This is a genomic window from Micromonospora sp. NPDC049107 (assembly GCF_040648595.1).
GTDB lineage: Bacteria > Actinomycetota > Actinomycetes > Mycobacteriales > Micromonosporaceae > Micromonospora.
The window spans coordinates 24,622-50,613 of sequence record NZ_JBEZEC010000007.1 but is presented as its reverse complement, the minus strand read 5'-3'; the positions used below and the strand labels follow the sequence as shown (position 1 = coordinate 50,613).

Genomic DNA, 25,992 nt, shown 5'->3' with positions numbered 1-25,992 from the left:
CGACGACGTGGCGTTACATCCGACCGCCCCTCGTCCCGTCGCCACCGCGTCCGCGCGGCAACTCCTGCGAAAACAAGGATGTAGTGGCCTCCTTGATCGGCGGAGGCCACTACATCCTGGATCGAGCGCGCTGGCGCGTGGGTCGTCAGTCGTCGTTGGTGATGGTTCCGGTCGCCAGCGGGTCGGCCAGTCGCAGGCCGGGCACGCCGGCCACCAGCAGCGTCAGCTTCTCGTCCGACTCGCGTCGCCGGTCACCCCGCACGCTGACCGGGAAGGTCACCGAGGTGTCCCCGGCGGCCAACACGTTGCAGCCGGCGTACGCGTCGAAGTCCGAGCCCGCCTGCGCCGTGAGACCGAGGGTCGCGGCGCACAGCAGCACGGGCTGCGACAGCGGCCGTGAGACGGTGGCGGTGAACACCAGCTGCCGGGTGCCCTGGTCGCCCTCGACCACCGTGGTGTCGGCGACGGTCAACGCCGCCCGCGAGCGGAACCTCGCCACCTGCGGATCGTGGTCGCTGGAACCCCGTGAGCCGTCACCGGTGAACTCCGTCGGCCAGTCGGCGTTGACGTGCGCCGCCCGCACCTGCACCAGGTCGCCGTAGAGCGCGTCGTTGACGAACAGGTGGTCGAGCGTCTGCGCCTGCCCCTCGAAGCTGTACGAGTACGCCGAGGCCGGCACGTCCGCCACCAGGTTGTCCCACAGGTTGTGCAGGCCCGCCTCGTACAGCGGAGCGAGCTGGTCCGACGGGGTGGGCTGGGCGGCGGTGGCGATGGGATCGTCCGGGCGGGGGAAGACGTTCAGGTCACCGCCGTACACGACCCGCGCGTCCTGGTCGGCCGCCTCGATGGCGGTGACGATCGCCGCTCCGTACGCCGCCTGCTCCCGCCGCTGCCCGATCCGGCTGTCCGGACCGGAGGAGTAGTGGTTGCTGAGCGCCCACAGGGTGAACCGCTCGGTCGAGCCCGGCGCCGCGGCCACGTTGAACCTGCCCAGCTGGGGTGCCCTGGTGAAGACGTTGTTCCCGTCCTTGCCCGTCGACGTGTCCACGTCGGACGGCAGCACCGCGTTGAGCGCCTTGGGGTTCTGCACGTCGGCGTTGCCCGGCAGGCCGGCGGCGCGGTACTGGACGGTCGGCGTCGCGCCCAACAGCGGATCGCCCGCCGTCGCCGCCGCCAGCGACAGCCGGTCGGTGCGGTACAGGAACGCGGCGGTGATCCCGCGGGCGTCCGCCCCGGTCCGGTCGTAGGCAGCGGCGTACGCCGGCCCGCCGGCCGCCGCCACCGCGAGCGCCAACTCCTGGATGCTGTCCGGAGCGCCGTCGGCGTTGTTGGTGTCGCCGCAGGCCAGCGCCGTCCCGGAGACCGTGCAGATGTCCTGGTCCTCGGCCTCCTGCACCAGGATCAGATCCGGTGCGTGCAGATCCTTGACGATCTGGTCGGCAAGCGACGTCAGGTGCTGGCGGTAGTCGGCTTCGCTGCTCGGCACGTAGTCGAACGGCGGGCTGACACCGGTACAGCCGGCGTTGCCGGTGAAGTCGCAGCCGTCGAACGGATCGTCGCGGTAGTCGTACAGGTTCTCCACGTTGTAGGTCGCGACCGCGACCTCCTGGGAGCGGTCGGCGGGCTTCGGCGGGTTGTTCTTCGACGGGTCGGCCCCGGCGTCGAACTCGGCCCGCTCGACCTGCACGCCGTACTTCTCGAACGAGTAGTAGACGCCGCCCACCGCGTCGGCGCGCAGCGTGTCGAAGGTGTGCGCCGGCGGGAGCAGCGCGGTGCTGTCACCGGCGGTGGCCTTCACGCCCATGCTGCCGAGCAGCACCCGCTGCCCGTTGCCGTCGTCGAAGCGCCGGGTCGGGTCATTGTCCAGCGGGTGCGAGTCCCGGAAGACCCGCCGGGCGTACGGGTCGGCGCGGTCCAGCAGCGGATCGTCCCGGTCGACGACCCACAGCTCCGCGTCGGCGGTGGACGAGAAGACGTCGCGGCCGCTCGCCGCGCCGCTGCCCGCGCGGACCCGCAGCCGGGCACCCTCGTGCCGCTCCCACCAGCGCTGCGCCTCGGTCAACTCGACCGGAGGCACCGCGTCGGCCACCGAGACCGCCGTGTCCACGTCCAGGCCGGTGGCGATCCGACGGACCAGCGACGCCCCGGAGAGCTGGGTGAAGTTGTAGTACTCCGACACCCGTGCCCGCAGCACCACCTCGTCGCCGACCGTCGGCACGTAGCCGCCGACCAGCGAGGTGAACGTGCCCATGAAGACGAAGATGCCGTCGGAGCTGGTCGGGTCGCCGTCGGTGTCGCCGCTGCGGCTCTGCAGGAAGAACCCGTTCTGCTCCGCCCCGGCCGACGTACGGGCCAGCGTCCGCTGGGTGATCACGCCACGGACGTCGTACATCGTGCTGCTCGTGCCGTTGCCGCTCGCCGGTGCGAGCGGTGACCGGTCGGCGGCGGACTCGGCGTCGGTGGTCGGACCCTGCACCTCCCCGACGGTCAGCTCCCGGGTCACCTGCACGGCCAGCGCGCAGCTCGCGGTGCCACCGCCCGCATCGGTCGCGGTCACGGTCACGGTGTACGCCCCGGCCGTGAGGTCGGCGCTCGCGCCGACCGTGGCGCGGGCCGTGCCGCCCACCGCGTCGGCGGGGGTGAACGCGGTACGGGTGATCGAGCCGCTGGCCGGCGTCGGGCTGACAGCGGTCACCGCCAGGTCGACGATCTCATCGTCCGGGTCGGTGGCGGTGACCTCCCGGCTCGCCGCCGTCCCCGATGCGGTGACCAGTGGGCCGCCGCAGGTCACCGTCGCCGGGACGTCGACCGGCCCACCGCCGTCCACGCTGTGCGAGCCGAGCCCGTCGAAGGTGTCGACCGGGAAGCCGGCCCACTGGGCGGCGGGATCGAACGCGTCCGACGGGTCGGTGTCGCCCGCGGTCACCGACGGCAGCCGGCGCAGCGTGTTGTCCGCCGTGCTGGTCGTGCCGCTGCCCCACTCGGTGCCCGGGTCGACGCCCACCTGCCCGATCGAGTCGAGCACGGTCGTGCCCCGGCGCAGCACGATCGCGTCGTCGCCGTTGAACAGGCTCGCCCCGGTGCTCTGGTCCGCCTGGGCGAGGATGGCCGCCCCGGCCGAGGCGCTGGCGAACACGAAGGCGTCCCCGGCGGCGACCGTCCCGGTCAGCGCGATCGTGGTCGCCGTCGTGGAGCCGTTGAAGTAGAGCTGGAGCTGGTAGCCGCCAGCGGTGAGGTCGACGGGAGCGCCGGTGCCGTTGAACAGCTCGATCGCCTTGTTGTTCGACGAGCCTTCGACGTACTCGGAGATGAACAGGTCGGTGGGCGCGGCGCTGGCCGCGCCGGGGGTGACGCCGAGGGCCGTGACGGTCACTGCGGCGGTGGCGATCGCGAGCGCGGCTGTTGTGCGGCGCGGGCGCATAGGGCCTCCACGATGGGTGGACGGGGTCACCGCACGTTAAGGTGCCCCACTGTCCACCGTCCATCCCCTAGTGGACACTTTCGTGAATTCCTCAGCGTGGCTGATCGAGGCGGTGCACCAGCTCGGCGACGTCGACGCTGTACTCGCACCAGTCCCGGTCGGGCCGGTAGCCCAGCTCGGCGTTGACCTTGAGCATCGCCTCGTTGGCCTGCGCGTTCCAGGTCTGTACCTCGGCCAGCTCCGGCTCGGCGGAGCGTAGCTCCAGCAGCATCCGCGCCTTGATCGCCCGGTCGATGCCGTAACCCCGGTGGTCCTGCCCGACGATGGTGTCGTACTGGTCGGCGCGGGTCGGGTGCTGCGCGGGCACCACGACCTCGGTCAGGCCGGCCACCTCATCGCTCTGCTCGTGCCGGGCCAGCACGATGTACGGCTTCATGCCGCGCCGGTGCAGGGTGTCGAGGCTGTCCCGCAGGCGCTCCGGGTCGTAGGAGCTGGGACGTAGCTCGCCGTCCTCGACGTCGCGCACCTCGGCCTTGGCCCGCGCGTACGACTCGATCAGGTCGTCCGGTGGACCGCCCGGATAGAACTCCAGGTGGTAGCCCGCGCCAATCCCGGTGGCCATCTCGGTCAACTCGGCCCAGTCCACCGACGTCAGGTCGAGCACGCTGCGCGTCTCCACGTACTCACGGGTGAAACCGAGCGACTCGTAGAAGGCCACGGCCGGCGTGTCGCCGACCACCTCGACGCCGATCGACTGGAAGCCCTCCTGGTAGACCCGCCGGGCCGCGCGCAGAACCAGGTCACGACCGAGGCCGCCGCGTCGTACAGAGGGGTGGACCAGCACCTCGAGCACACCGATGTCACCGAGCAGCAGCACGTGGACCTGGCCGAGGACGGCACCGACCTCGCCGGGAGCGCTCGGTTCGGCCTGGGCGAGCCAGGAGATCCGCCGCTCACCCGGCATCACCTCGCCGAGATACTCCCGTAGGGAGGTCTCCCGCCACGGCGGGTCCTGCGGCAGATCGGCCGCGAGCACCGCGTTCAACGTGGTCAACAGCGACGCGATCTCGGCGGACGAGGCGGTCCTGGGGTCCCACTCGCGCACCATCACCCGTCTAGCTTGCCGCTAACGGCTGCCCGGGGGAAGTGTCCGGTCCTCCAATGTGCGTGGACGATCACATCACAGGCGGCTGGCCCGTCCGTACCGGTCAGCGGTGTCGTAGACGGCCTGGGCGTACCGCCGTACGTCGTTGTACGACAGGATCGCGTTCCACCAGTCTCCCGGGATGCTGAGGTTGCGGCCACCCTTGCAGAGGTAGTTGCCGGCCGCCAGCGCCGCGTCGTCCAGGTCGTGCGGGTCCTTGACCCCGTCCCCGTCGGCGTCGGCCCCGATCTCCTGCCAGGTCGTCGGGATGAACTGCATCGGCCCGATCGCCCGGTCGTAGATCTTGTCCTTGTCGAGCGCGCCGCGGTCGGTGTCGATGATCCGCATCCGGCCGCCCGTGCCGTCCAGCCGCAATCCGATGATCTCCGGAAGCGCCTTGCCGTCGGCGCCCAACTGCGCGCGGTTGGCCGAGCCGTGCCCGGACTCGACCTGACCGATCGCGGCCAACGTCGTCCAGCTCAACGCGCAGCTACGGTTGGTCTGGGCAAGCATCTGCTCCGCGTACCCGTACGCCCGCATGGCGGTCGGCGGGATGCCGACCTTGGGCCCGACCTGCTGCGCCCAAGCGGCCAGGGCGTCCGACGGGCGACCGCCGATCGTCGGGGCGACGGCCGGCCCGGTCGGCACCACGCCGGTGGGGAACGCCCCGGTCGGCACCGCCCCGGTGGGCAGCGGGCCGGTCGGCCGTGGGTCGAGTGGCAGTGCCGGCGGCACGGCCACGGTCGGTGCGGCCGAGGCGTCGACGGCCACCGGCTTGGACCCGCCGATGGTCGCCGGGACGAGCAGCGCTCCCGCTGCGGCGGTCGCCGCGACCAGGGCCAGCAGGAACACCCCCGGAACGGTGAGTCGACCGCTGGGCCGGCGCGACCACTCCCGGGTCGCCCGAGCGGCGGTCACCGCGGCCTGGCGCGGCGGTGGCAGCCGGACGGCGTGCGCGAACGGCACGCGCCGCCGCCGACCAGGCGTGACCGCCGGTACGACGGCGACGCCCTCCACCTTGGTCGCCGTCAGGTCGGTCGCGCCCGCCGCGACCGTCCCGTCGCCGGTCGTGGCGGTATCGGCGTTGGCGTCGCCCGCCTTCGCCTTCGCCGGGTCGGCGGCCGTGGCACCGGTCTTCACCAGGTCGGCGTCGGTGGTGCCGGTCTTCGCCGGGTCGGCGGTCGTGGTGTTGGCGGTCGCCGGGTCGGTCTTCGCCGGGTCGTCGCCGTCGGTGTTGTCGCGCGCCGGGATGTCGGTGCCTCCGTCGGCCCGATCCGCGGCGGCAGTGTCCGTACCGGCGGTGTCCGCGTCGGCGGCGGGGGCGGCATCGGCGGCGGGGGCCGCCGTCGCGGCAGTGTCATCGTCGGCGGCGTGCTCGCCCCGGTCGTCGGCGGGGGCGTCGACTGTCGAGGCAGGAGCAGCGTCGGTCGTGCCGCTGCCCAGCCAGGGGCGGCGCGGGCGAGGCACGGCCGGAGGCGCCGGATCCGGCGCGGCGCCCGACTCCGCCAGAGGCCCGTCCAGCGGCGCGGCCGGTCGAAGCGGTTGCACACGCGTCTTGTCCTCGCCGTCCACCACCCGTCGAGTATCACTCATGTCCCGACGGGCGTCAGGTCCACGTACCCTTGGTGGCATGCCCCGGTACGAGTTCCGATGCCGCGCCTGCGGCGACAACTTCGAGGTCAACCGTCCGATGGCGGCGGCCGGAGCGCCGGCCACCTGCCCGCAGGGCCATGCCGACACGGTCAAGTTGCTCTCGGCGGTGTCGGTCACCGGTCGCGGCACCGGCGCCGCGCCGGCGGCCGGTGGTGGCGGCTGCTGCGGTGGCGCCTGCGGCTGCTGACCCGGCGGTTTCGGCGGCAGACTCGTGAACCGCCCTTGCCGGGACCGGGTTCGAGTGGCACCTTGAGGCGGCACCTGCCCGGCCGTTCTCACGATGCGTGACCGCTCGGACTCAGGCAGCATGAACCCGACGTCACGGGCGGAGGTTCCACGCATGTCGCCACGGATCCAGCTCCCGAGCGGTTGGGTGACCTTCGTGTTCACCGACATCGAGGGCTCGACCCGGCTGGCCCAGTTGCTCGGCGCGGACTACCGCCCGGTGCTCGCCGAGCATCGACGGTTGCTGCGGCGCACTCTTGCCGCCACCGGTGGTGCCGAACTGTTGACCGAAGGCGACTCGTTCTTCCTGGCCTTCGACGACGCGGCGGCGGCGTTGACGGCCTGCCTGACCGCCCAGCGGGCCCTGGCGAACCACGACTGGCCGACCGCGGAGGCCGCGCCCCGGGTACGGATGGGTCTGCACACCGGCTACGCCGAGCCCCGCGACGGGGAGTACGCCAGCCCCGAGGTGCACCGGGCGGCCCGGGTGGCCGCGGCGGCCCACGGCGGTCAGGTGCTCTGCTCGGCGTCCACGGCCCGCCGGGCCGACCCGCTGCCACCCGGCGCCACCCTGCTGGACCTGGGCCTGCACCGGCTACGTGGCTTCGACGACCGGGAGCGGCTGTTCCAACTGGTCGCTCCCGGGCTGGAACGGCAGTTCCCCCGCCCGCGTACCGCCGAGGCGGTGGCGCACAACCTACCGACCCAGGTGACGTCGTTCGTCGGGCGGCAGGTCGAGCGCGCCGAGCTGAGCGGGCTGGTGGAGCGGCACCGGTTGGTCACGGTGCTGGGCGCGGGCGGCGCGGGGAAGACCCGACTCGCCGTGGAGCTGGCCGGTGGCGTGGTCGAGGCGTACCCCGACGGGGTCTGGTTCGTCGACATCGCCGCGGTGACCGACCCGGGGTTGGTGGCGTTCGCGATCGCCGCGGTGCTCGGGCTGCGGCCCGAGCCGGGCCGCCCGATGCTGGACACGCTCGTCGAGTACGCGGCGGCCCGCCGGATGCTTGTCGTGCTCGACACCTGCGACACGCAACCGGCCGCCTGCGGCGAGGTCATCTCACGGCTGCTCTCCGGCGGGGGCGGCGTGCGGGTGCTGGCGACCAGCCGCGAGTCGTTCAGCCTGCCCGGCGAGGTGGTCTGGCGGATCCCGCCGCTCTCGGTCGACCCACGTGCCGACGGCACGGAGAGCGACGCGGTCGCGCTGCTGTTGGACCGTACCGCTGCGGCCCGTGGCGGCCGGCAGCCGGAGCAGGCCGAGTCGGCCGATCTTCGCCGGGTGGTGCAGCGGTTGGACGGGCTGCCGCTCGCCATCGAGCTGGCCGCCGCCCGGCTGCGGGTGCTCTCCGTCGGTCAGCTCGCCGAGCGGCTGGACGACGTCCTCGGCACCCTGGACGCCGGCCGGGAGGACCCGGAGCCACCGCCGGTGGAGCGGGGCTGGTCCGGCAACCAACAGGACACCGTGGACCTGGTGGCCGCGGCGATCGGTACGCCGCCGCCCACCGCGGCGAGCCGGGCCGTGCAGCGGTCAGCCACCGAACGGCACCTGACCATGCAGGCCACCGTGACCTGGTCGTACCGGACGTTGGGGCCGCGGGCCGCGCGGCTGTTGCGCTGGATGGCCGTCTTCGCCGGGCCGGTGGACCTGCCGACGGTGGAGTGGCTGCTCGGCGACGACCCGCTGGATCCGCTGTCGGTGCTGGTGGACAAGTCGATGGTGTTGGCCGAGCCGCGGGCCGCCGGCAGCTCCTACCGGATGCTCGACCCGATCCGGGCGTACGCGGCGCGGCGGCTGGCCGAGGCGGGCGAGGAGCAGGCCGCCCGCGACCGGCACGTGGCCTGGTCGGCGCACGCTCTGGATCGGGCCCACCTCGGCCCGGACGGGCGACCCGTGACGCTGTCCCTCTACACCCTCGACCCGCTGGCCGACGAGCTGCGGGCCGCGCTGCGCTGGTGTGCCACCGGTGGCAGCGCCCGCGCCGGTCTGCGCCTCACGGGCGGGCTGGACCAGTGGTGGCGCGAGCGCGGGCTGGCGCGGGAGGGTCGACTCTGGCTGTTCCGGCTGTACGGACGGATCGCCGAGACGGGCGAGCGGATCCCGGACGCGGAGCTGGCGGCGGCGTACCACATGCACTCGCTGCACGCCGGCGCCGACGGGGAGTTCGCGGAGGAGCTGCGCTACTCGCAGCGGGCGGAGGCCGCCGCCCGGCAGGCCGGTGACGCCGGTCTGCTCGCCCGGGTGCTCGCCGGCCGGGCCGCGCCGCTCGTGGACATGGGCCAGTTCTTCGAGGCCGAGCGGGTCTGCCGGGAGGTCATCGACTGGGCGCACGGGCAGGACGTGGTGGGCGAGGCGCTGTTCGCGGTGTTCAGCCTGGCCGAGCTGCTCTGGCGGCGGGGGGCGCTGGCGGAGGCGGCGGACCTGCTGGGCGCGGCGCGTCCGGTCGAGGCCGCCCGCCCGGTCGAGCGCGGCCGGCGTTCGGTGGACATGCTGCTCGGGATGGTCGCGCTGGCCCGGGGCGACGTGATCGCCGCGCACGAGCACCTGCTGGTGGCACTGCGCTCACGGATGGGGCACGGCTACCACGGCCGGGCCTGCGACACCCTGCACGCGATCGCGGTTCGGTGCGCGCTCGGCGGGGACCCGACGACCGCCGCGCGGCTGTTCGGCGCGGCGCAGGCCACCCGGGCGAGCATGCGGGCGACACCGGGCATCTACGGCGGCTACTGGGCCGACCAGCAGTCGGAGCTGCGGGCGATGATGGGCGACGTCGCGTTCGACGACGCGTACTCGGAGGGCGTCGAGTTGAGCCTCGACGAGGCGGTAGCGCTCGCCCTCGACGTGGAACACCCGGACCTGGCGGCGGACTCGACCCGCTTCAGCACCGAACTCTCCCACCCCGCCCCACCCCAACACCCCGCCACTAAAACCGAACACGCCTAACCCCCCACCCCAACCCCACCCCCCTCCACCCCCTCTTGAACCTTGTTGATCAAGAGGTTTGCGTCAGAAATCGTGCCTCCGCTGACGCAAACCTCTTGATCACCGGGGCGAGGGGAGGGGGTGGGGAGGGGGGTGGGGGTGGGGGGTGGGGTGGGGTGGGGTGGGGGTTAGGGGCGGGTGTGGGCGTTGGATTCGGCTTGGGCCTTTAGCTGGGCGGCTCGGTCGAGGTCGGCCTGTTGGACTGCGGCTACCGAGCCGAAGATGTGGACCGCCTGGTAGTAGGTCCAGGCCAGGCTGTAGCAGGCCGGGCGGACGATTGTGTTGTACGTGGCGCAGACCCGCTTCAGGTCGGCGTAGAAGGCGCTGTCGAGGCGGGCCTTGTTGGCGGAGAACTGACCGACCGCCTTGTAGTTGCGGTAGCCGAAGTCGTGCCGGTAGCAGCCCAGGTTGAAGGTGAAGCCGAGCGGGTTGTCCGGGCTGGACGAGCAGTAGTCGGTGGACCAGACGAAGTTGTACTCGGCCCAGGGGGCCCGGTTGAGGCGGGCGCTGTTCCAGGAGTTGTAGCTGGACGCGCTGGTCTGGGTCCAGCTCGACAGCACGGACAGCTTCTCGGCGGGGGTGACGGCGGCGGCGGGGGAGGCGATGGCGAGGGTGGCGAGCAGCGCGAGCGCGCCCGAGGCGAACAGGGTGGCGAGACGTCGGGGCACGGTTTACCTCCGCGGGGTGTGCGGTGGGACGGAAGTTACCGGCTGGTCACCGGATGTCGACAAGTTTCGATCAACTGATCAGCCTGCCGGTATGCGCCTCGCCAACTATCTGTGACATGCGTTGAAACAGACGAATGCCCCGGACGCGGGTGCGTCCGGGGCACTCATCGGACCTGGTCAGCGCAGCAGGAACGCCGGTGGGCTGACGTGGCTCTCGTTGGCCGTCCGGTCCAGCGCGGTCACCAGGTAGGTGTAGCGCCGGCCCGGCTCGGCCGACGTGTCCACCCAGGACTGGACGCCGCCCGGGGTGGCCCGGACGGTGTCGACCAGTCCGGTGGCGTCGGCGGTGGCGCACTGTCCGGGCAGCGTGGTCCCGTCGAACCGGTAGATCGCGTACGAGGTGGCCGTGCCCAGGGGGCCCCTGCCGTCGGCCGGCTGACGCCAGGTCAGCCGTACCCCGTCGGTGTCCCGCGCGACCCGGGTGACCACCGGCGGGAGCAGCGGCTTCGCCGGCAGGTGCGGCATGGCCGGTACGAGGGCCGGGCGCGAGTAGTGCTCGGCCGCGTAGATGTCGGTGGCGTCGAGCCGGTTGGCCCGTACCTGGACGGCGGAGAAGTGCACGTTGCCCTGCACCTCGGGGTACGACCGGTTGAGCGTCAGGTGGTCGGACAGCTCACGCGGGTTCTGCCAGTACGGCCCGTACGCGGGGTCGCCGCTCTTGTAGTCGGCCTGGCCGATGTAGAGCTGCACCCGGGTCCCACGTACCGTCTCGGCCCACCACGGCACGAGTCGCGCGTAGTCGGCCGCCGGGTACTGGCCGATGTACCAGTAGAGCTGCGGCACGACGTAGTCGATCCACTCCTGCTTGATCCACTTTCGGGTGTCGGCGGAGATGATGTCGTACGACTGGCTGCCGGTGGTGTCCGAGCCGAGCGGGTCGACGCTGGCGTTGCGCCAGATGCCGAACGGGCTGACCCCGAACTTCACCCACGGCTTTGCCGCCTTGATCTTGCCGTTCATCTCCTGGATCAGCAGGTTGATGTTGTCCCGCCGCCAGTCGGCCCGATCGGTGAAGCCCCGGTTGTGCGCCGCGAAGGTGGCATCGTCGGGCACCTGGTAGGTGCCGCTGGGGTAGGGGTAGAAGTAGTCGTCGAAGTGAACGCCGTCGATGTCGTACCGCTGGACCGCGTCCATCATCGCGGTCTGGACGAACTCGCGGACCTCGGGGATCCCGGGGTTGTAGTAGAGCCGGCTGCCGGCGACGCCGGCCGGCGGATAGGCGAAGGTCCAGTCGGGGTGCTGCCGGGCCGGGTGGCCGGGCGCGAGCTGGCCGGGGTCGGCGCCGGCGCCGCCGGGGGCCGGCATGGAGACCCGGTACGGGTTGAACCAGGCGTGGAATTCGAGGTTGCGCTTGTGCGACTCCTCGACGAGGAAGGCCAGCGGGTCCCAGCCGGGGTCCTGGCCGCGCACCCCGGTCAGGTACTCCGACCACGGCTCGTACGGCGAGGGCCAGAGCGCGTCGGCGGTGGGCCGGACCTGTACGACCACGGCGTTGTGGTGCAGTCGTTCGGCGAGGTCCAGCAGGCCGCGGTACTCGGCCTGCTGGGCGGCGATCCGGTCCGGGCTGGTCTGGGAGGCCTTGCTGGGCCAGTCGATGTTGACCACCGACGAGATCCACATGGCCCGGAACTGGCGCTTGGGGGTGGCCGGGTTGGTGACACAGGCGGCGGTGGTGGGGGTGGTGGCGCTGGCGGGGGTCGCGGCCGCGAGTGAGCCGAGCAGAATCGCGGTCAGGCCGGCGGCGGTGACGCGGAGTGCTTTCATGCGGTATGTCCCTTCGTTGGGGCTCCCGGCGCAGTCGGTATGCGGCAAGATTCGCCGCTGCCTATCTGCGTACAGAAGGAAATTTTCACAATCGCGTCGCCGCCGCAAGTGTTCGTGGTTGACCATTCGCCCCGCTGGGTAGCAACGCCGGTCACCGGCCGCCACGGTGGTGGTCGCGCGGTGTGAAGGGGTGAGCGCATGTCCGTGCTGCGAACCAAACCGATCAAGGACGTCATAGCCCAGGGCGAGGCCGACGGCAGCGACGGCGGAGTCGGACTCAAGCGGCGACTCGGCGCCCTCGACCTCACCGGCTTCGGCATCGGCATCGTGATCGGCACCGGCATCTTCACGCTCACCGGCATCGAGGCCCGCGACAGCGCCGGCCCCGGCGTGGTGATCTCCTTCGGGATCGCCGGCGTGGTGGCCCTGCTCGCCGCCCTCTGCTACGCCGAGCTGGCGTCCAGCGTGCCGACCGCCGGCAGCGCCTACACCTACGCGTACGCCACGATGGGCGAGATCGTCGCCTGGATCATCGGCTGGGACCTGCTCCTGGAGTTCGCGCTCGGCGCGGCGGTGGTGGCCCGCGGCTGGTCCGGCTACCTGGCCGAACTGCTCGACCTGCCGACCCGGTGGTTCGGCGAGGAGGGCAGCGTCGTCAACGTGGGCGCCATCGCCATCGTGCTGATCCTCGGCATCGTCGCGATCGTCGGCATCCGGGAATCCGCCCGGATCACCAACCTGCTGGTGCTGGTCAAGGTGGCGATCTGCGTCTTCGTGGTGGTCGCCGGCCTGTTCTTCGTCAAGGCCGCCAACCTCACCCCGTTCATCCCGCCGGCCGAGCCCGCCGGCAGTGGCGACGACGGCATCAAGCAGCCGGTGACGCAGGCGCTGTTCGGGTTGGAGCCGTCGGTCTTCGGCTTCGTCGGGGTGCTCAGCGCCGCCGCGGTGGTCTTCTTCGCGTACACCGGCTTCGAGGCCGTCGCGAACCTGGGCGAGGAGACCCGCAAGCCCAAGCGGGACCTCACCCTGGGTCTGCTCGGTACGCTGCTGATCTCCACCGTGCTCTACATCGGCGTCTCGCTGGTGGTCGTCGGCATGGTGCCGTACACCGAGATCGACCGGGGCGCCCCGATCGCGTCGGCGTTCGAGTCGGTGGGCGCCGGCTGGGCGGCGACGCTCGTCTCCATCGCGGCGGTCGCCGGTCTGACCAGCGTCATCCTGGTCGACCTGGTGGCGATGGGTCGGATCGGCTTCGCCATCGCCCGGGACGGGCTCATCCCGCCCTCGATCGCGGCCGTGCACCCGCGCTGGGGCACCCCGTACCGGATCTCGGCGATCATGACGGTGGCGGTCGCGCTGCTGGCCGGTTTCCTGCCGCTCTCCGCCCTGGCCGACCTGGTCAGCATCGGCGCGCTCTGCGCGTTCGTACTGGTCTCGCTCGCCGTACCGATCCTGCGCCGCAAGCGTCCGGACCTGGACCGGCCGTTCCGGGTGCCGTTCTCGCCGGTGCTGCCGATCGTCTCGGCGGTCGCCTGCCTCTACCTGATGCTCAACCTGTCCGTGGAGACCTGGCTGCGGTTCCTGGCCTGGATGCTGCTCGGCGCGGTGATCTACTTCGGCTACGGCTACCGCCGCAACCGCCTCGCCCGCCACGAACCGGCCGTCGCGCCGGAGCAGCGCGAGCCGAGCGCCTGAACCCTCCGGCACACCACAAGGGCCCCCGCCACGCGGGGGTCCTTCGTGCGTGCCGGACCCCTTCTACAACGTTGTAGAGCGGGTATCGTGCGCGGGGCTACATCGGGGAGGTTGCGGGGTGCGACACAGGCTCAAGGACGTGGCCGAGCGGGCCGGCGTCTCGGTGAAGACCGTCTCCAACGTGGTGAACGGCTACCTGCACGTACGTCCGGACACCCGGGCCCGGGTTGAGGAGGCCATCGCCGAGCTGAACTACCGGCCCAACCTCTCCGCCCGTCACCTGCGCAAGGGGCGGACCGGGGTGATCGCCCTGGCGGTGCCGGAACTGGACATCCCGTACTTCGCCGAACTCGCCCGGCACGTCGTCACCGCCGCCGCCGAGTACGGCTGGACCGTGCTCGTCGACCAGCAGGCCGGCGGCCGGCGTGAGCAGGAGCGGGTCGTCGCCGCCGGCATCACCGACCACCTGATCGACGGGCTCATCTTCAGCCCGCTGGCGCTCACGGCGGAGGATCTGGCCAGCCTCGACGGCACCCCGATGGTGCTGCTCGGCGAGCGCGTCGACCACGGCCCCGCCGATCGCGTGGTGATCGACAACGTCACCGCCGCCCGGGAGATCACCGACCACCTGATCCGGCTCGGCCGCCGCCGGATCGCGGCGATCGGCGCGCAGCGCACCGACGAGGGCGCCAGCGCCCGCCTCCGCCTGGCCGGCTACACCGAGGCGCTGCGCGCTGCCGGCCTGGCCTACGACGAAACCCTCGTGGCGTCCGCGGCGGCCTGGCACCGCGCCGACGGCGCGGCCGCGATGCGCGGCCTGCTCACCACGGGAGTACGCCCCGACGCCGTGTTCTGCTTCAACGACACGCTCGCCCTGGGCGCCCTGCGCGCCCTGCACGAGGCCGGCCTGCGCGTGCCCGAGGACGTGGCGGTGGTCGGCTTCGACGACATCGAGGACGGGCGTTTCTCGGTCCCCACCTTGAGCACCGTCGCTCCCGACAAGGAGCAGATCGCCCGGCTGGCCGTCGAACTCCTCGCCAATCGCCTCGACGGCGACCGCGCTGCCCCCGCCCGCGCGCTCAAGGCCCCGTACCGGCTGGAACTGCGCGAATCCACCAGGTCCTAGTCGAAGAAGCGGGCCAGGTGGAAGTTCGGAGCGGGCTCGGCGTCGGCGGGCAGGGGCGTCAGGTCGGCGAAGATCGACGCGCCGTCGCACCCGGCGTGCAGCGGATACCAACGCGGCGTGCCCGGCGGTCGGAGCTGGCAGATCCCCTTGAAGGTCTGCACGTCCATCAGCCGGACGTGGGTGGGGTCGGCCACCGCGTTGACGTGCCCCCACCACGGGCTCATCACGTGCAGGACGCCACCCGGGCGCAGCACCCGGTGGCACTCGTCCACCAGGGGCAGGAAGTCGATCAGGTGCTCCAGGATGTGCACCGCGAACAGGACGTCCACCGAGTTGTCGGCCAGCGGCAGCGAGCCGGAGAGGTCCGCCACCGCGTCCACCCCCGGCGCGGGATAGATGTCCAGCCCGAGGTTGCCCGACCACTGCTTGGTCGGGCCGCAGCCGAGATCCACCACCACCGGCGCGCGTCCGCCGACCCCGACCCTGCACCAGACGCCGTAGACGCCGGCCAACCGTCCCACCAGGTCCCGCACCAGCCGTAGGTCGGCCGGCTCGGCCACCTCTCCGCTGAGGTGGGCGACCCCGCGGTCGAACCGCACCTCGACGGCCAGGCCCCGGAGCCGGTCGTCGTTCCGGACCTGGTCCGCCCACGCCTGCGCGAGGAATTCGTCGATCAACCGCAGCCGGTCGGCCGAGGGCGGAGTCTGTGCCAAAGCGACCATTCGGGCCACCTCCCGCCGCGCGTTACCCGCCTACGCGCCCGGTATTCCCGTTTCGCCGTCGCGCGACCGCCGACGGGCGTGTCGGGGCGTCCCGAGCACCTACCTGTCGAGCCTGATGACTGTGCGGCATCAAGATGCCCCACAGTCATCACACCCGTCGGAGTGCCCGCGCTCCGGGCGCAAGGCCCGCGCTCCGGGCGCAAGGCCCGCGCTCCGGGCGCAAGGCCCGCGCTCCGGGCGCAAGGCCCGCGCTCCGGGCGCAAGGCCCGCGCTCCGGGTCCAGGGCCCGCGCTCCGGGTCCAGGGCCTGCGCTCCGGGCCCAAGGCCCGCCCCGGCCCGGCACCGTCGAAGGTCAGCCCGACAGCGTCCGGCGACCCCCGCGCATCCGCTGGCGGGGTGGGGGAGTGGCGGGCTTCGGCCGCTTGAGGTGGTAGCGGTGCAGTTCGTGGTTGCCGGGCAGCGACGGGTCCTCACTCATCGCGACCAGCTCCCAGCCCTGGTCGCCGGCCCGGTTGAGGTGGGCCAGCGACGTGTCGCCGTACGGCGTGACGTCGACCATCGAGCCGTCCGGGCCGTACCAGACGAAGACGACCTCCCAGCCGAGGTCGTTGGTCGCGGCCTGGCGGCGGCGGACCAGCAGGGCGTACTCCCACTTGAGCATGGCGTCATTCTCACCCCGCGCCGGCCCGTGGACCGGCATCAATCCTCGGCGATCCGCCCACCGTCGACCCGCAGCCGCCGGTTGGTCTCGACGGCCGCCAGCATCCGCCGGTCGTGGGTGACCAGCAGCAGCGTTCCGGGGTAGCTGGCCAGCGCCGATTCGAGCTGTTCGATGGCGGGCAGGTCCAGATGGTTGGTGGGCTCGTCCAACACGAGCAGGTTGACCCCACGGCCCTGGAGCAGGGCCAGTGCCGCCCGGGTCCGCTCGCCGGGGGAGAGAGTCGCCGCCGGTCGGGGGACGTGCGCCGCGCGCAGCCCGAACTTCGCCAGCAGGGTCCGCGCGTCCGCGGGCGACATGTGGGGTACGGCCGCCTGGAACGCGTCGATCAGCGGCGCGTCGCCGAGGAACAACCCCCGGGCCTGGTCCACCTCACCGACCACCACGCCCGGCCCGAGCGAGGCGGTGCCCTCGTCCACCGGCAGCCGCCCCAGCAGCGCGGCCAGCAGGGTGGACTTGCCGGAGCCGTTCGCCCCGGTAACCGCGACCCGGTCCGCCCAGTCGATCTGGAGGTTGACCGGCCCGAGGGTGAAAGCTCCCCGGCGTACCACCGCGTTGCGCAGCGTGGCCACGACCGCGCCGGCGCGGGGCGCGGCGGCGATCTCCATCCGCAGCTCCCACTCCTTGCGGGGCTCCTCGACCACGTCGAGCCGTTCGATCAGCCGCTCGGTCTGCTTGACCTTGCCGGCCTGCTTCTCGGTGGCCTCGCTCCGGAACTTGCGGCCGATCTTGTCGTTGTCGGTGGCCTTGCGGCGGGCGTTCTTCACGCCCTTCTCCATCCAGCCGCGCTGGGTACGCGCCCGCGCCTCCAGACCGGCCTTCGTGTCGGCGTACTCCTCGAAGTCGGCGCGGGCGTGCCGCCGCGCCACCTCGCGCTCCTCCAGATAGGCCCCGTAGCCGCCGCCGTAGTGGTTGACCTGCTGCTGCGGCAGGTCCAGCTCCAGCACCCGGGTCACCGTGCGGGTCAGGAACTCCCGATCGTGGCTGACCAGCACCGTGCCGGCCCGCAGCCCGGTGACGAACTCCTCCAGCCGCTCCAACCCGGCCAGGTCCAGGTCGTTGGTCGGCTCGTCGAGCAGGAACACGTCGTACCGGCTGAGCAGCAGCGACGCCAACCCCGCCCGGGCCGCCTGACCGCCGGAGAGCCCGGTCATCAGGTGGTCCAGGTCGACCGTGAGCCCCAGATCGGCGCTCACCTGGTCGGCGCGTTCGTCGAGGTCCGCGCCGCCGAGGGCCAGCCAGCGCTCCAGCGCGTCGCCGTACGCGTCGTCGGCGCCCGCCGACCCGGCCGTCAACGCCTCGGTCGCGGCGTCCAGCGCCGCCTGCGCGCCGGTCACCCCGGTCCGGCGGGCCAGGAACTCCCGTACCGTCTCGCCCGGCCGCCGCTCCGGCTCCTGCGGCAGGTGCCCGACGCTCGCGGTGGGCGGGCTGAGTCGCACGGTGCCGGCCTCGACCGGCAACAACCCGGCGAGGGTACGCAGCAGCGTCGACTTCCCGGCCCCGTTCGGCCCGACCAGGCCGACCACGTCGCCCGGGGCGACCACCAGGTCCAACCCGGCGAAGAGGGGGCGGTCGCCGTGCCCGGCGGCCAGGTCCTTGACGATCATCGTGGCGCTCATCAGGACGGCAGCCTATCGGGCCGCCCGCATGAGACCGGCCGCGAGCGGGCAGACTCCATGACGTGGTGACCACACTGGCGATCGACTGCGGTGGTGGCGGCATCAAGGCGTCGGTGCTCGACGAGGCCGGCACGATGCGCGCCCGACCGCTGCGGGTGCCGACCCCGTACCCGCTGCCGCCCGATCTGTTCGTGCGGACCCTGCTGGACCTCGGTGGGCGACTGCCCACGGCCGACCGGCTGACCGTCGGCGTCCCCGGGATGATCCGGCACGGCGTCGTGGTGGCCACCCCCCACTACGTCACCCGCAGCGGACCCCGGTCCCGGGTCGACCCGGAGCTGCTGGCCGAGTGGTCCGGCTGGGACGCGCGCGGTGCGCTCGCCGACGCGTTCGGGGTGCCGGCGCTGGTGCTCAACGACGCCGAGGTGCACGGGGCCGGTGTGGTGGCCGGTACCGGCTGTGAACTGGTGTTGACGTTGGGAACGGGGTTGGGCAGCGCCCTCTTCGACGGCGGCGTCCTCGCGCCGCACCTGGAGCTGTCGCACGCGCCCGTGCGGTGGGGCACCACCTACGACACGTACGTGGGCGAGCCGGAGCGGCGGCGACTCGGGGACGCCTTCTGGTCCCGCCGGATCCGGCAGGTCGTGGACGGGCTGCGACCGGTGTTCCGGTGGGACCGGCTCTACCTGGGCGGGGGCAACTCGCGGCTGATCCGACCGGAGCAACTCGCCCGGATGGGCGACGACGTGGTGGTGGTGCCGAACACGGCGGGGATCGTCGGCGGCGTACGGGCCTGGGAGCTGTCCGCCGGCCGCCGGGACGCCCGAACCTGACCCTATTTCGACCCGGGGAACAGTCGCCAAACGCCGAGTGTTGTGCCAGCGTCGGAACAGGTGACGGCGCGACCCGAGGAGGTGGGCAGATGGATCTCCTGGCGGACTACCGACGGGCGACCATGTTCTTCGAGACCGGTGACCCGAGCGGAGCGGCCCGACTGCTGGAGCCGATCGTGGACGCCGAGCCCGGCAACGCGGCCGTCCGGCAGTTGCTGGCCCGGGCGTACTTCCAGTCGGCCCAGCTCAACCGGGCCGAGGAGCAGTTGCGGGAACTTGTCGACCGGGACCCGAGCGACCACTACGCGCACCACGTGCTGGGTCGGACGCTGGAGCGGCTGAACCGACACACCGACGCGCTGCGGCACCTGCGGATCGCCGCCGCGATGTACGCGGCCAACGACGACTACCGGATCGCGCTCCAGCGGGTGGAGACCCGCGTGGGCGGCACCCGCTGAGCGGAGACCTGGTGACGAGGAAGGGGCGGTCCCACGGGCCGCCCCTTCGTTCGTCTGGTGGGTGGGCCGACGGGCGTGCCCAGGGCCCGTTTCATGAGGGCGGTCGAGTCGAGGCGGAGTCCGGGCGGCGGTCCGGCAAGGCGCGGTTTCGTCCGGATACCGGTGTTGTATCCGGACGAAACCGCAACGCGGCCGGTCGTCGTCCGGGCCCGCCGCAGGCCGGCCAGTCCTCATGAAACGGGCCCTAGGATGGCGGACATGGGACCTGACCGGCCGGGGGCTGCGGCATGAAGCTCAAGCTGGACCTGCACGACATCTTCAACAAGGGCCAGGACATCGACCGCGCGCTGCGCGGGATCATGGACGAGGCGGTCGCGAAGAAGGCCACCCTCGTCGAGATCATCCCGGGTAAGGGGTCGGGGCAGCTCAAAAAGCGGGTGCTGCGGTTCCTCGACCAGAAGGACGTCAAGCAGCTCTACCACCGGGTCGAGAAGGACTCGAAGAACTTCGGCCGCCTCTTCGTCCACTTCCGTTGGAAGTAGCAGCGTGATGGCCTCTGACCGACGCTTCCGTACGCCCCGGACCGTCGAACCGTGACACCTTAACCACGGTCACGACTCTCAGGGCTGAGCTTCCCTCAGTGGGCCGAGCAACCAGCGATTGGCGGCTGCGTGACTGCGGAGGTGAACCACGGGAAGGTCCGGACGCCGGGCCGACAGGGCCTCGATACGTGTGGCCGTCTGAGGATGCGTGTTCCACGCCCAGCGAACGATGTGCTCGGAGTCGGTGAACAGGGTCCAGAGCGGCGGTTCCACGTTGCCGTTCCAGAGCTGTTGGCGTCGAAGGCGGCGTACGACGGTCCGCCGGACGACCTGGCGCATCATGGTGATCTTCGGCAGATCCAGCCACACCACCAGGTCGGCGAGGTCGGCGAGATGGGTGCGTACCGCCCTGTACTGCCACTCGGTCACCCAGGAGGGACCTGCGCTGAAGCGGCGTACGTCGTCTTCGAAGGACGGCCGTCTGGTCCACGACGGTCCGTGGAACAGGCCGTCGATCTCAATGTGCGGCGCTTGCAACGACGTGGCGATGCGGGAGGCGAGGGTCGTCTTTCCGGCGCCCGAGGTGCCGGCGACCAGCACGCGGCGGGGACGCCACGGCAGGGGATCGGCGGCGTGCAGGTGCGGCATGGCAATGAGGGTAGTTCGACCGGATCGGCTTGGTACCTACCGCGACTCTAGAGTGCCCGCATGCTCGTATCCCAGTACGCGTACCTCGCGCTGTCCTCCGTCCGGGTGTCAGCGGCCGAGATCACGAGCAGGTTGGGCATCAAGCCCGACGAGGTGCTCGTTCGTGGCAGTCGCCAGGGCGATCCGGTTCGGCCCACCGCTCATCGGTGGAAGATCGTCTGTCGCAAGCCCGGACTTACCGTGGACGAACAGCTTGCGGAGATCGTGGATCGCCTGTTCGACCACGCCGAGCGGATCGGGGAACTTGCCGCTGAGCTGGACCGCGTCGATGACGTGCCCGGTGCGAGTGTCCTGCAAGTCGTCCGGGTGTTCGAGCACCCGGACGGCGAGGAGGAAAACCTGACCAGTCCCGTCGACGGCATGCAGAAACTCGCGGGGCAACACCAGTTGCTGGGCTGGCACCTGAATGCCCAGGTGCTGGAATTCCTCCGGCTCACGCGGGCGGAACTGGACGTGGACGAGTACCTGTACGGATGAAGAGCCCAGGCCGGCGATAGGGCGGAGATGACGTCAGCGCTTGCGGATGTGGCTACCGAATGGCGTTCAGCGCGTCTCGGAAGTCGGCGGTGGCCTGCTCGTGGGGGTAGCGACGGTGAAGTTCGACGTCAACTTCACCGGCGACGAGCAGCAGCGAGGGCAGGGACCGCCGAGTAGCGGCGAACGCCGTCACCCCCTCCTCGACGGCCCGGTCCAGCTCGCCAGCGCGCAGGGCTGTGGCGGCGAGCGTGAGTCGGGCTTCGGCCATCCGCATGGGTGACCGCTCGGTGCCGTCCGATCCGGTGCCGAGACGCAGAACCTCGTTGGCGTAGTGCTTGGCGAGAGTGTCGTGTTCGGCGAGGCGGTAGGCGTCCATCGCGTAGAACAGCCATTTGCCGGGATCGACCTCGAAGTGGTTGTCGGGTCGGTCGGGCGCACCGAGGTCGTCGAGGAGCCGCCGACCTCGATCGAGCGCCGTCCGCGCGCCCTCAAGGTCGCCTAGTCGTGCCAGCGATTTGGCTTCCTGTGCGATCAGTTGCACCCCCACCCGCTGTCGACCGGCGGCTTCCTGCCCAGCTCGGGCGGCGGTCAACGCTGCCTCGTGCCGGGACTGGGTGAGTGCGAACCACGCCGTCATCTCCCACGCCCAGCCGGTGATGCCGGCGTGCCCGGCTTCCTCGCCGAGCTGACGGGCGGCAGTGCGGGTGGCCTCGGCACTGGCGCGTTTGCCGAGGTCGTATTCGACACAGCCGATCAGCAGCGCCAGCCAGCCTGCGCACACCAGCAGTTCGCGGTGCTGCCGCAGCCCGGTGGGTCGCTGTAGCAGTCGGGCGACCTCGCGCAGCCAACCCTGACCTTCGGCGCGGAGTTCCCCGGCGTCGCGCCACCCGTACTGGCAGCACAGCTCGGTCACGGTCGCCTGCAACGTCTCGATGGTGGCGGGGGCGGTGTCGCTGGCGTGCATTCGATGTAGCAGCTCGACGGTCTCCGACGGCCGGATGTCGGAGGCAGCGGCGATGTCCAGGGCGGCGCAGGCGATCAGCTCCCCACGAGCGGCCAGGACGTCGTCGATCCGGCGGGCCAGATCCTCACCCGGTCGACGACGGCCGTTCTCAAGCCGTGAGAGGTGACCCTTGTCGGCGGGCAGCAGCTCGGCGAGAGCGGCCAGGCTGAGCCCGCGCGCTTCCCGCGCTGTCCGCATTCGGGCGCCGAATGTTGGCATGTCTCGCGCCTCCCACCGGAGTTGCCAGGTTGCCGGTGCGCATTGGCAACGCGCAACCCGTCGACCGATGTGAGCGTACCGCCGCACGGTGTATCGGACGAGCACACGCAGTGATCGGCGGGAGGCGTGGTGGCGATTCGGGAGCGGTTCAAGCGCTGGTGGAGCAGGCGGAGGCAGGTCCAACTGGACGTGACCGGAGCAGCGACCTGTTACCCACAGCGGTTCGGCGCGTGCGGGACCACGGTGCGGGACGGCAACCGCGACCGTGGGCGGGCGGCTCGGTGACGGCTGGAGAACGGCAGACTGTGCGGGCCAATCGGGCTGAACGGTCGGTGTCAGCGCTCGATCGCCGGATGGACGGTGAGCACCTGCCGCGCCGGCCGCAGTGGCACTGCCAGACGTGTGTGGCAGACACGCCCTGGCCGTGCCATCCCGCGTGGGTGCGCCTGGCCGAGGCGTACGGGCGGGACCGCATCGGCCTTTCCATCTACGTCAGTGGGCTGCTCTTCGTCGTCGTCGTGGAGCTGCCCGAGGTGGCGCCGGCCGAGTTGTACGAGCGGTTCGTGGCCTGGACGCGCTGATGGGCAGCGTCCACCCAGGCGACGGGGTCATGTCCTACTCCGACTGGGCGCACGGTCACAGGCTGGCCGTGAGGAGGCCGCGCACCGCCAGCGGTAGCACCGCGCTCAAGTTGCCCACCAGGGCTTGTCCCATTCGGACTACTCGCGTCAGCCGCCGGGCTTACCGGTCGGGAGCGGGGGACCCGCGGTGACGAACCGGATCGTCGGTTTCAGCTTGGCGCAGAGCTTGCGGGGAAAGGCCGGCGCCGCCTTGATGATCGCACCGCACCCGCCCGACGTGGTGCGGGTGACGGTCGACCAACCGGCCGGCTCGTTACGCAGGAAGTAGCGCCGTACGGCGGTGTCCACCTCGCACCCGGGGCGCGGCTCGACGCCGCACGACGTCGGGTCGTCCGGCACCGTCATGATCAGCCAGTTCCCGTCGCAGGCTTCGACGTGGCCCTGCGAGTGGCGGGACACGTCCATCCCCCGTACGGCCGCACGCGTCCAGGTCGGGTCGCAGCGGTCCTCCGGTGGCTTGCAGCCAAGGTGCTCGTCACACCGGCTGTACGCGCCGTTCTTCAGCGCCCACGTCTTCTGGTTGAGCGACAGCGGGCGGTCGCCGATGGGCTCCGCCGACGTGAGGGTCACCTGGGCAGGCTCGGAGGTCGGGCAGGCGCCCACGGTGGCGGACCCGGCCGATTCCTCCACGATGTCGGCGAAGATGACGCCGTTCTCCTCGGTCTGGTTGTCGACCCGGACGTTGCGGGAGCAACCATCGCCACCAGCGAGCGCCTTGACCTGCACGATCACCGCCCGGACACCCGGACCGGGCGTCACGCCGCTCACCTCGGCCTGGTAGGTGTCCCACGCGGCGGACGCGCTCGGTGCGGCGTCTTCGGGCCGGGTCTGCGGCGCCGCGCAGGCAGCCACTCCCGGCACGACGACAGTCAGCAGGCAGAGAACGGTTGCGAGCCGGCGCATGGATGACATCCTGCCCGTCCGCGCCGGGTTTCGTGGTCCCGGTCGGGTGATCCACTCCAGTTTGGCGAACTGGGGCTATCCCCGCAGCAAGACGCCCCCAGTTCGCCGATCTGGAGTCGATCATCCGCGCGGAGGACGGCGCGGCCAGCGGCCGAGGTGCGGGCCGGCGTGGGGGTCAGGCGTCGGTGCGGGAGGTGTGCGCGACCGGTCGTCGGGACCAGCACTGCGGGCGCTGGCGAACGGCCAGCTCCAGCGCGAGGTGGTCGGACTCGATCATTTCCCGGGCTATTCGACGCGCCATCTCGAGGCGGTCGACGTACGCGTCAAGATCGGTCGGGCCGGCGCCAGCCATAATCGAACTCCTCGTCCCATTCGAACTAGTCGCATCATGCACCGTGCCGGCGAGCCGCCACCATTCTCCGATCGGTGGAATCGATCCGCCGTACGGCTCTGGGTGTCGTACCCCCGGCTGGGCCGATGGTAACGGCGCGTCCACCACCTCGCCCGCGAACTGCCAAAAGTGTCCACCAGATACGTCGCGATCAATGGTGACGGGTGGATTTGCCGGTGCTCGCTACATTGCACGGTGCACGGTGCGCGGATCCGCAGGGCGCGACGTGTCCGGTGAGGGATCTTCGATACGAGAGGACCGCCGTGCGACAACCGAGCAGAACCGACCCGTTGTTCGTGGCCGTCGAGTCCGAAGCGATCACCCGCGCGGACGTCGCCGGTCTGGTCGCCGGGCGGATCGCCGCCGTCCGGGTGCCGGGGCTGCTGCCGGCGGCCTGCTGCCACGCCATCACCACCGCGCTCGCCGGCGCGGAGATGGACCGCTACGACGAGAGTCGCGTGTTTCCCGTCGTCGCGAAGTTCGGCCCGGCCATCAACGACCACCGCGATGGTGGGGAGCTGCGCGAGGACTACTGGGCGGCGGCCGACGCCGCGGAGAAGGGCTGGTCCACGTTGGGCCTGCCGGACTCGCCCCGCGAGCTGTGCCTGGCCGCGTTCCGGGCGGCCTGGCCGGACGTGTCGTCGGGGCGGCGGCAGGACCGGCAGATGCATGTCGGCATCGTCCGTGAGATCAACGCCGGCCTTCAGGTGCACTTCGATGACGCGGTCCGGGAGTACGCCGGCCGGCTGCTCGACAGCGAGGTGGTGGCCCAGTTGGCGTTCAACATCTACGTCCAGGTGCCGCCCAGGGGCGGGGAGACGGTGCTGTGGCGTCGCCGGTGGCAGCCGGACGACGAGGACCTGCGGATCCCCGGCGGGTACGGCTACCGGGAGTCGGTGGCCGACGGTACGCAGTCGTTGACGTTGCGGCCGACGTTGGGAGAGGGATTCCTCTTCGACCCGCGCCACTATCACACGGTGCGTCCGGCGACGGATGGCCGGCGAATCTCCATAGGATGTTTCGTCGGGCTCACCGACGACGGTCGACTGGCTCTCTGGTCGTAGTGAAGGGCGTTTCCCCATGGTGGACAGAAGCGACGTCGAGGCGGCTGCGGCGCGGGTCGAGGGGCGGGTCCGGGAGACGCCGGTCATCACGGTCGACGGCGCCGACCTGGGCGTCCCCGGGTTGCTCAGCCTCAAGCTGGAGCTGCACCAGCACACCGGTTCGTTCAAGCCGCGGGGAGCGTTCAACCGGATGCTCCAGGGGCCGCTGCCGTCGGCCGGGGTGATCGCCGCCTCGGGGGGCAACCACGGCCTCGCCGTCGCGTACGCGGCCCGTTCGCTGGGCGTGCCGGCGGAGGTCTTCGTGCCGGTCACCGCCTCGCCGGTCAAGGTGCAGCGGCTGGCCGGCCTGGGCGCGCAGGTACGGCAGGTGGGTCAGCACTACGCCGAGGCGTTGGCGGCCAGCACCGAGCGGGCCGCCGAGACCGGCGCGCTCGTGGTGCACGCCTACGACCAGCCGGAGGTGGTGGCCGGGCAGGGGACCGTGGGCCGGGAGTTGGAACGCCAGCTCGGCGGGGTCGACACCGTGCTGGTCGCGGTCGGTGGCGGTGGGCTGGTGTCCGGCATCGCCACCTGGTTCGACGGGTCGGTGCGTGTCGTCGCCGTCGAGCCGGAGCAGATCCCCACCCTGAACGCCGCCCTGAAGGCGGGCCGGCCCGTCGACATCGAGGTGGGCGGTATCGCCACGGACTCGCTGGGCGCCCGCCGGATCGGCGAGATCGCCTTCGACACGGCCCGTCGTACCGGTGTGGTCTCGGTGCTGGTACGCGACGACGACCTGACCCGCGCGCGTCGTCTGCTCTGGTCGGAGCTGCGGGTCGCCGCCGAGTTGGGCGGCTCCGCCGCGTTGGCCGCGCTGGTCGGCGGGGCGTACGTGCCCAGGGCGGGGGAGCGGGTCGCGGTGATCGTCTGCGGTGGCAACACCGACCCGAGTGACCTGGGCCCGTCAGCGCCCCACTGACTC

Annotated in this window: 23 protein-coding genes; 11 read left to right on the top strand and 12 right to left on the bottom strand. The window is 71.8% G+C overall.

Features of this window, described 5'->3' with window-relative positions; genetic code table 11:
• Positions 1 to 145 precede the first annotated feature (145 nt).
• The 3 genes from AB0B55_RS18105 to AB0B55_RS18095 all read right to left on the bottom strand — a co-directional run bounded on the left by AB0B55_RS18105 (position 146) and on the right by AB0B55_RS18095 (position 6,158).
• Positions 146 to 3,421: a lamin tail domain-containing protein gene (locus AB0B55_RS18105; RefSeq protein ID WP_357172325.1), complete on the bottom strand. Its 3,276-nt coding sequence runs from the start codon at positions 3,419 to 3,421 to the stop codon at positions 146 to 148.
• Between the two features lie 91 nt (positions 3,422 to 3,512).
• Positions 3,513 to 4,529 carry a GNAT family N-acetyltransferase gene (locus tag AB0B55_RS18100; protein ID WP_357129264.1) on the bottom strand — a complete coding sequence of 339 codons (1,017 nt, stop codon included), beginning with the start codon at positions 4,527 to 4,529 and terminating at the stop codon, positions 3,513 to 3,515.
• 72 nt (positions 4,530 to 4,601) lie between these two features.
• The gene (locus AB0B55_RS18095; RefSeq protein WP_357172322.1) at positions 4,602 to 6,158 is read right to left on the bottom strand and encodes a lytic murein transglycosylase; all 1,557 of its coding nucleotides are present in this window, start codon (positions 6,156 to 6,158) and stop codon (positions 4,602 to 4,604) included.
• Positions 6,159 to 6,195: 37 nt separating this feature from the next.
• On the opposite strand from AB0B55_RS18095, the gene AB0B55_RS18090 reads away from it, so the two are divergent.
• Both AB0B55_RS18090 and AB0B55_RS18085 read left to right on the top strand, forming a co-directional pair.
• Positions 6,196 to 6,405: a zinc ribbon domain-containing protein gene (locus AB0B55_RS18090; protein WP_357172319.1), complete on the top strand. Its 210-nt coding sequence runs from the start codon at positions 6,196 to 6,198 to the stop codon at positions 6,403 to 6,405.
• 153 nt (positions 6,406 to 6,558) lie between these two features.
• Entirely contained in the window at positions 6,559 to 9,381 is a 2,823-nt protein-coding gene (locus tag AB0B55_RS18085) for an adenylate/guanylate cyclase domain-containing protein (protein WP_357172316.1), read from the top strand.
• Positions 9,382 to 9,548: 167 nt separating this feature from the next.
• Here AB0B55_RS18085 and AB0B55_RS18080 read toward each other — a convergent pair whose 3' ends face one another.
• Entirely contained in the window at positions 9,549 to 10,088 is a 540-nt protein-coding gene (locus AB0B55_RS18080; RefSeq protein WP_357172313.1) for a phospholipase, read from the bottom strand.
• Positions 10,089 to 10,265: 177 nt separating this feature from the next.
• The gene (locus tag AB0B55_RS18075) at positions 10,266 to 11,912 is read right to left on the bottom strand and encodes a family 10 glycosylhydrolase (protein ID WP_357134459.1); all 1,647 of its coding nucleotides are present in this window, start codon (positions 11,910 to 11,912) and stop codon (positions 10,266 to 10,268) included.
• 198 nt (positions 11,913 to 12,110) lie between these two features.
• On the opposite strand from AB0B55_RS18075, the gene AB0B55_RS18070 reads away from it, so the two are divergent.
• Both AB0B55_RS18070 and AB0B55_RS18065 read left to right on the top strand, forming a co-directional pair.
• Positions 12,111 to 13,607: an amino acid permease gene (locus AB0B55_RS18070; protein WP_357134457.1), complete on the top strand. Its 1,497-nt coding sequence runs from the start codon at positions 12,111 to 12,113 to the stop codon at positions 13,605 to 13,607.
• A gap of 118 nt (positions 13,608 to 13,725) precedes the next feature.
• On the top strand, positions 13,726 to 14,733 hold the full coding sequence (locus AB0B55_RS18065) for a LacI family DNA-binding transcriptional regulator (RefSeq protein ID WP_357172310.1): 1,008 nt from the start codon (positions 13,726 to 13,728) through the stop codon (positions 14,731 to 14,733).
• On the opposite strand, the gene AB0B55_RS18060 is transcribed toward AB0B55_RS18065, so the two are convergent.
• The 3 genes from AB0B55_RS18060 to AB0B55_RS18050 all read right to left on the bottom strand — a co-directional run bounded on the left by AB0B55_RS18060 (position 14,730) and on the right by AB0B55_RS18050 (position 17,792).
• On the bottom strand, positions 14,730 to 15,455 hold the full coding sequence (locus tag AB0B55_RS18060; RefSeq protein WP_357172308.1) for a methyltransferase domain-containing protein: 726 nt from the start codon (positions 15,453 to 15,455) through the stop codon (positions 14,730 to 14,732). The genes AB0B55_RS18065 and AB0B55_RS18060 overlap by 4 nt on opposite strands.
• A gap of 352 nt (positions 15,456 to 15,807) precedes the next feature.
• On the bottom strand, positions 15,808 to 16,155 hold the full coding sequence (locus AB0B55_RS18055; protein WP_357134453.1) for a hypothetical protein: 348 nt from the start codon (positions 16,153 to 16,155) through the stop codon (positions 15,808 to 15,810).
• Positions 16,155 to 17,792, bottom strand: coding sequence for an ABC-F family ATP-binding cassette domain-containing protein (locus AB0B55_RS18050; RefSeq protein WP_357172305.1), 1,638 nt, complete (start codon positions 17,790 to 17,792; stop codon positions 16,155 to 16,157). Before AB0B55_RS18050 ends, AB0B55_RS18055 begins: the two co-directional genes overlap by 1 nt.
• A gap of 62 nt (positions 17,793 to 17,854) precedes the next feature.
• Between AB0B55_RS18050 and AB0B55_RS18045 the strand changes: the two genes are divergently transcribed.
• The 3 genes from AB0B55_RS18045 to AB0B55_RS18035 all read left to right on the top strand — a co-directional run bounded on the left by AB0B55_RS18045 (position 17,855) and on the right by AB0B55_RS18035 (position 19,625).
• Positions 17,855 to 18,625 carry an ROK family protein gene (locus tag AB0B55_RS18045; RefSeq protein WP_357134451.1) on the top strand — a complete coding sequence of 257 codons (771 nt, stop codon included), beginning with the start codon at positions 17,855 to 17,857 and terminating at the stop codon, positions 18,623 to 18,625.
• 89 nt (positions 18,626 to 18,714) lie between these two features.
• Positions 18,715 to 19,083 carry a tetratricopeptide repeat protein gene (locus AB0B55_RS18040; RefSeq protein ID WP_234582401.1) on the top strand — a complete coding sequence of 123 codons (369 nt, stop codon included), beginning with the start codon at positions 18,715 to 18,717 and terminating at the stop codon, positions 19,081 to 19,083.
• Between the two features lie 287 nt (positions 19,084 to 19,370).
• Positions 19,371 to 19,625 carry a Smr/MutS family protein gene (locus AB0B55_RS18035; RefSeq protein WP_088987488.1) on the top strand — a complete coding sequence of 85 codons (255 nt, stop codon included), beginning with the start codon at positions 19,371 to 19,373 and terminating at the stop codon, positions 19,623 to 19,625.
• A gap of 78 nt (positions 19,626 to 19,703) precedes the next feature.
• Here the strand turns inward: AB0B55_RS18035 and AB0B55_RS18030 are convergent, their stop codons facing one another.
• Positions 19,704 to 20,273 (bottom strand): AAA family ATPase, encoded by a 570-nt coding sequence (locus tag AB0B55_RS18030; protein ID WP_357172302.1) that lies wholly within the window; start codon positions 20,271 to 20,273, stop codon positions 19,704 to 19,706.
• 60 nt (positions 20,274 to 20,333) lie between these two features.
• Here AB0B55_RS18030 and AB0B55_RS18025 point away from each other — a divergent pair, with 60 nt between their 5' ends.
• Positions 20,334 to 20,810 (top strand): DUF4279 domain-containing protein, encoded by a 477-nt coding sequence (locus AB0B55_RS18025; RefSeq protein WP_357172300.1) that lies wholly within the window; start codon positions 20,334 to 20,336, stop codon positions 20,808 to 20,810.
• Between the two features lie 52 nt (positions 20,811 to 20,862).
• On the opposite strand, the gene AB0B55_RS18020 is transcribed toward AB0B55_RS18025, so the two are convergent.
• A complete protein-coding gene (locus tag AB0B55_RS18020; RefSeq protein ID WP_357172297.1) occupies positions 20,863 to 22,032 on the bottom strand; it encodes a helix-turn-helix domain-containing protein in 1,170 nt (389 codons plus the stop codon).
• Between the two features lie 353 nt (positions 22,033 to 22,385).
• Between AB0B55_RS18020 and AB0B55_RS18015 the strand changes: the two genes are divergently transcribed.
• Positions 22,386 to 22,613: a hypothetical protein gene (locus AB0B55_RS18015; protein ID WP_357172294.1), complete on the top strand. Its 228-nt coding sequence runs from the start codon at positions 22,386 to 22,388 to the stop codon at positions 22,611 to 22,613.
• Positions 22,614 to 22,760: 147 nt separating this feature from the next.
• Here AB0B55_RS18015 and AB0B55_RS18010 read toward each other — a convergent pair whose 3' ends face one another.
• Both AB0B55_RS18010 and AB0B55_RS18005 read right to left on the bottom strand, forming a co-directional pair.
• Entirely contained in the window at positions 22,761 to 23,576 is an 816-nt protein-coding gene (locus tag AB0B55_RS18010; protein ID WP_357172291.1) for a hypothetical protein, read from the bottom strand.
• A 175-nt stretch (positions 23,577 to 23,751) separates the two neighbouring features.
• Positions 23,752 to 23,928, bottom strand: coding sequence for a hypothetical protein (locus tag AB0B55_RS18005; RefSeq protein ID WP_355053517.1), 177 nt, complete (start codon positions 23,926 to 23,928; stop codon positions 23,752 to 23,754).
• Positions 23,929 to 24,230: 302 nt separating this feature from the next.
• Between AB0B55_RS18005 and AB0B55_RS18000 the strand changes: the two genes are divergently transcribed.
• Together AB0B55_RS18000 and AB0B55_RS17995 are read left to right on the top strand one after the other, a co-directional pair.
• Entirely contained in the window at positions 24,231 to 25,031 is an 801-nt protein-coding gene (locus AB0B55_RS18000; protein ID WP_357134406.1) for a hypothetical protein, read from the top strand.
• Between the two features lie 16 nt (positions 25,032 to 25,047).
• The gene (locus AB0B55_RS17995; protein ID WP_357172288.1) at positions 25,048 to 25,989 is read left to right on the top strand and encodes a threonine/serine dehydratase; all 942 of its coding nucleotides are present in this window, start codon (positions 25,048 to 25,050) and stop codon (positions 25,987 to 25,989) included.
• The last annotated feature ends 3 nt before the right edge of the window (positions 25,990 to 25,992 follow it).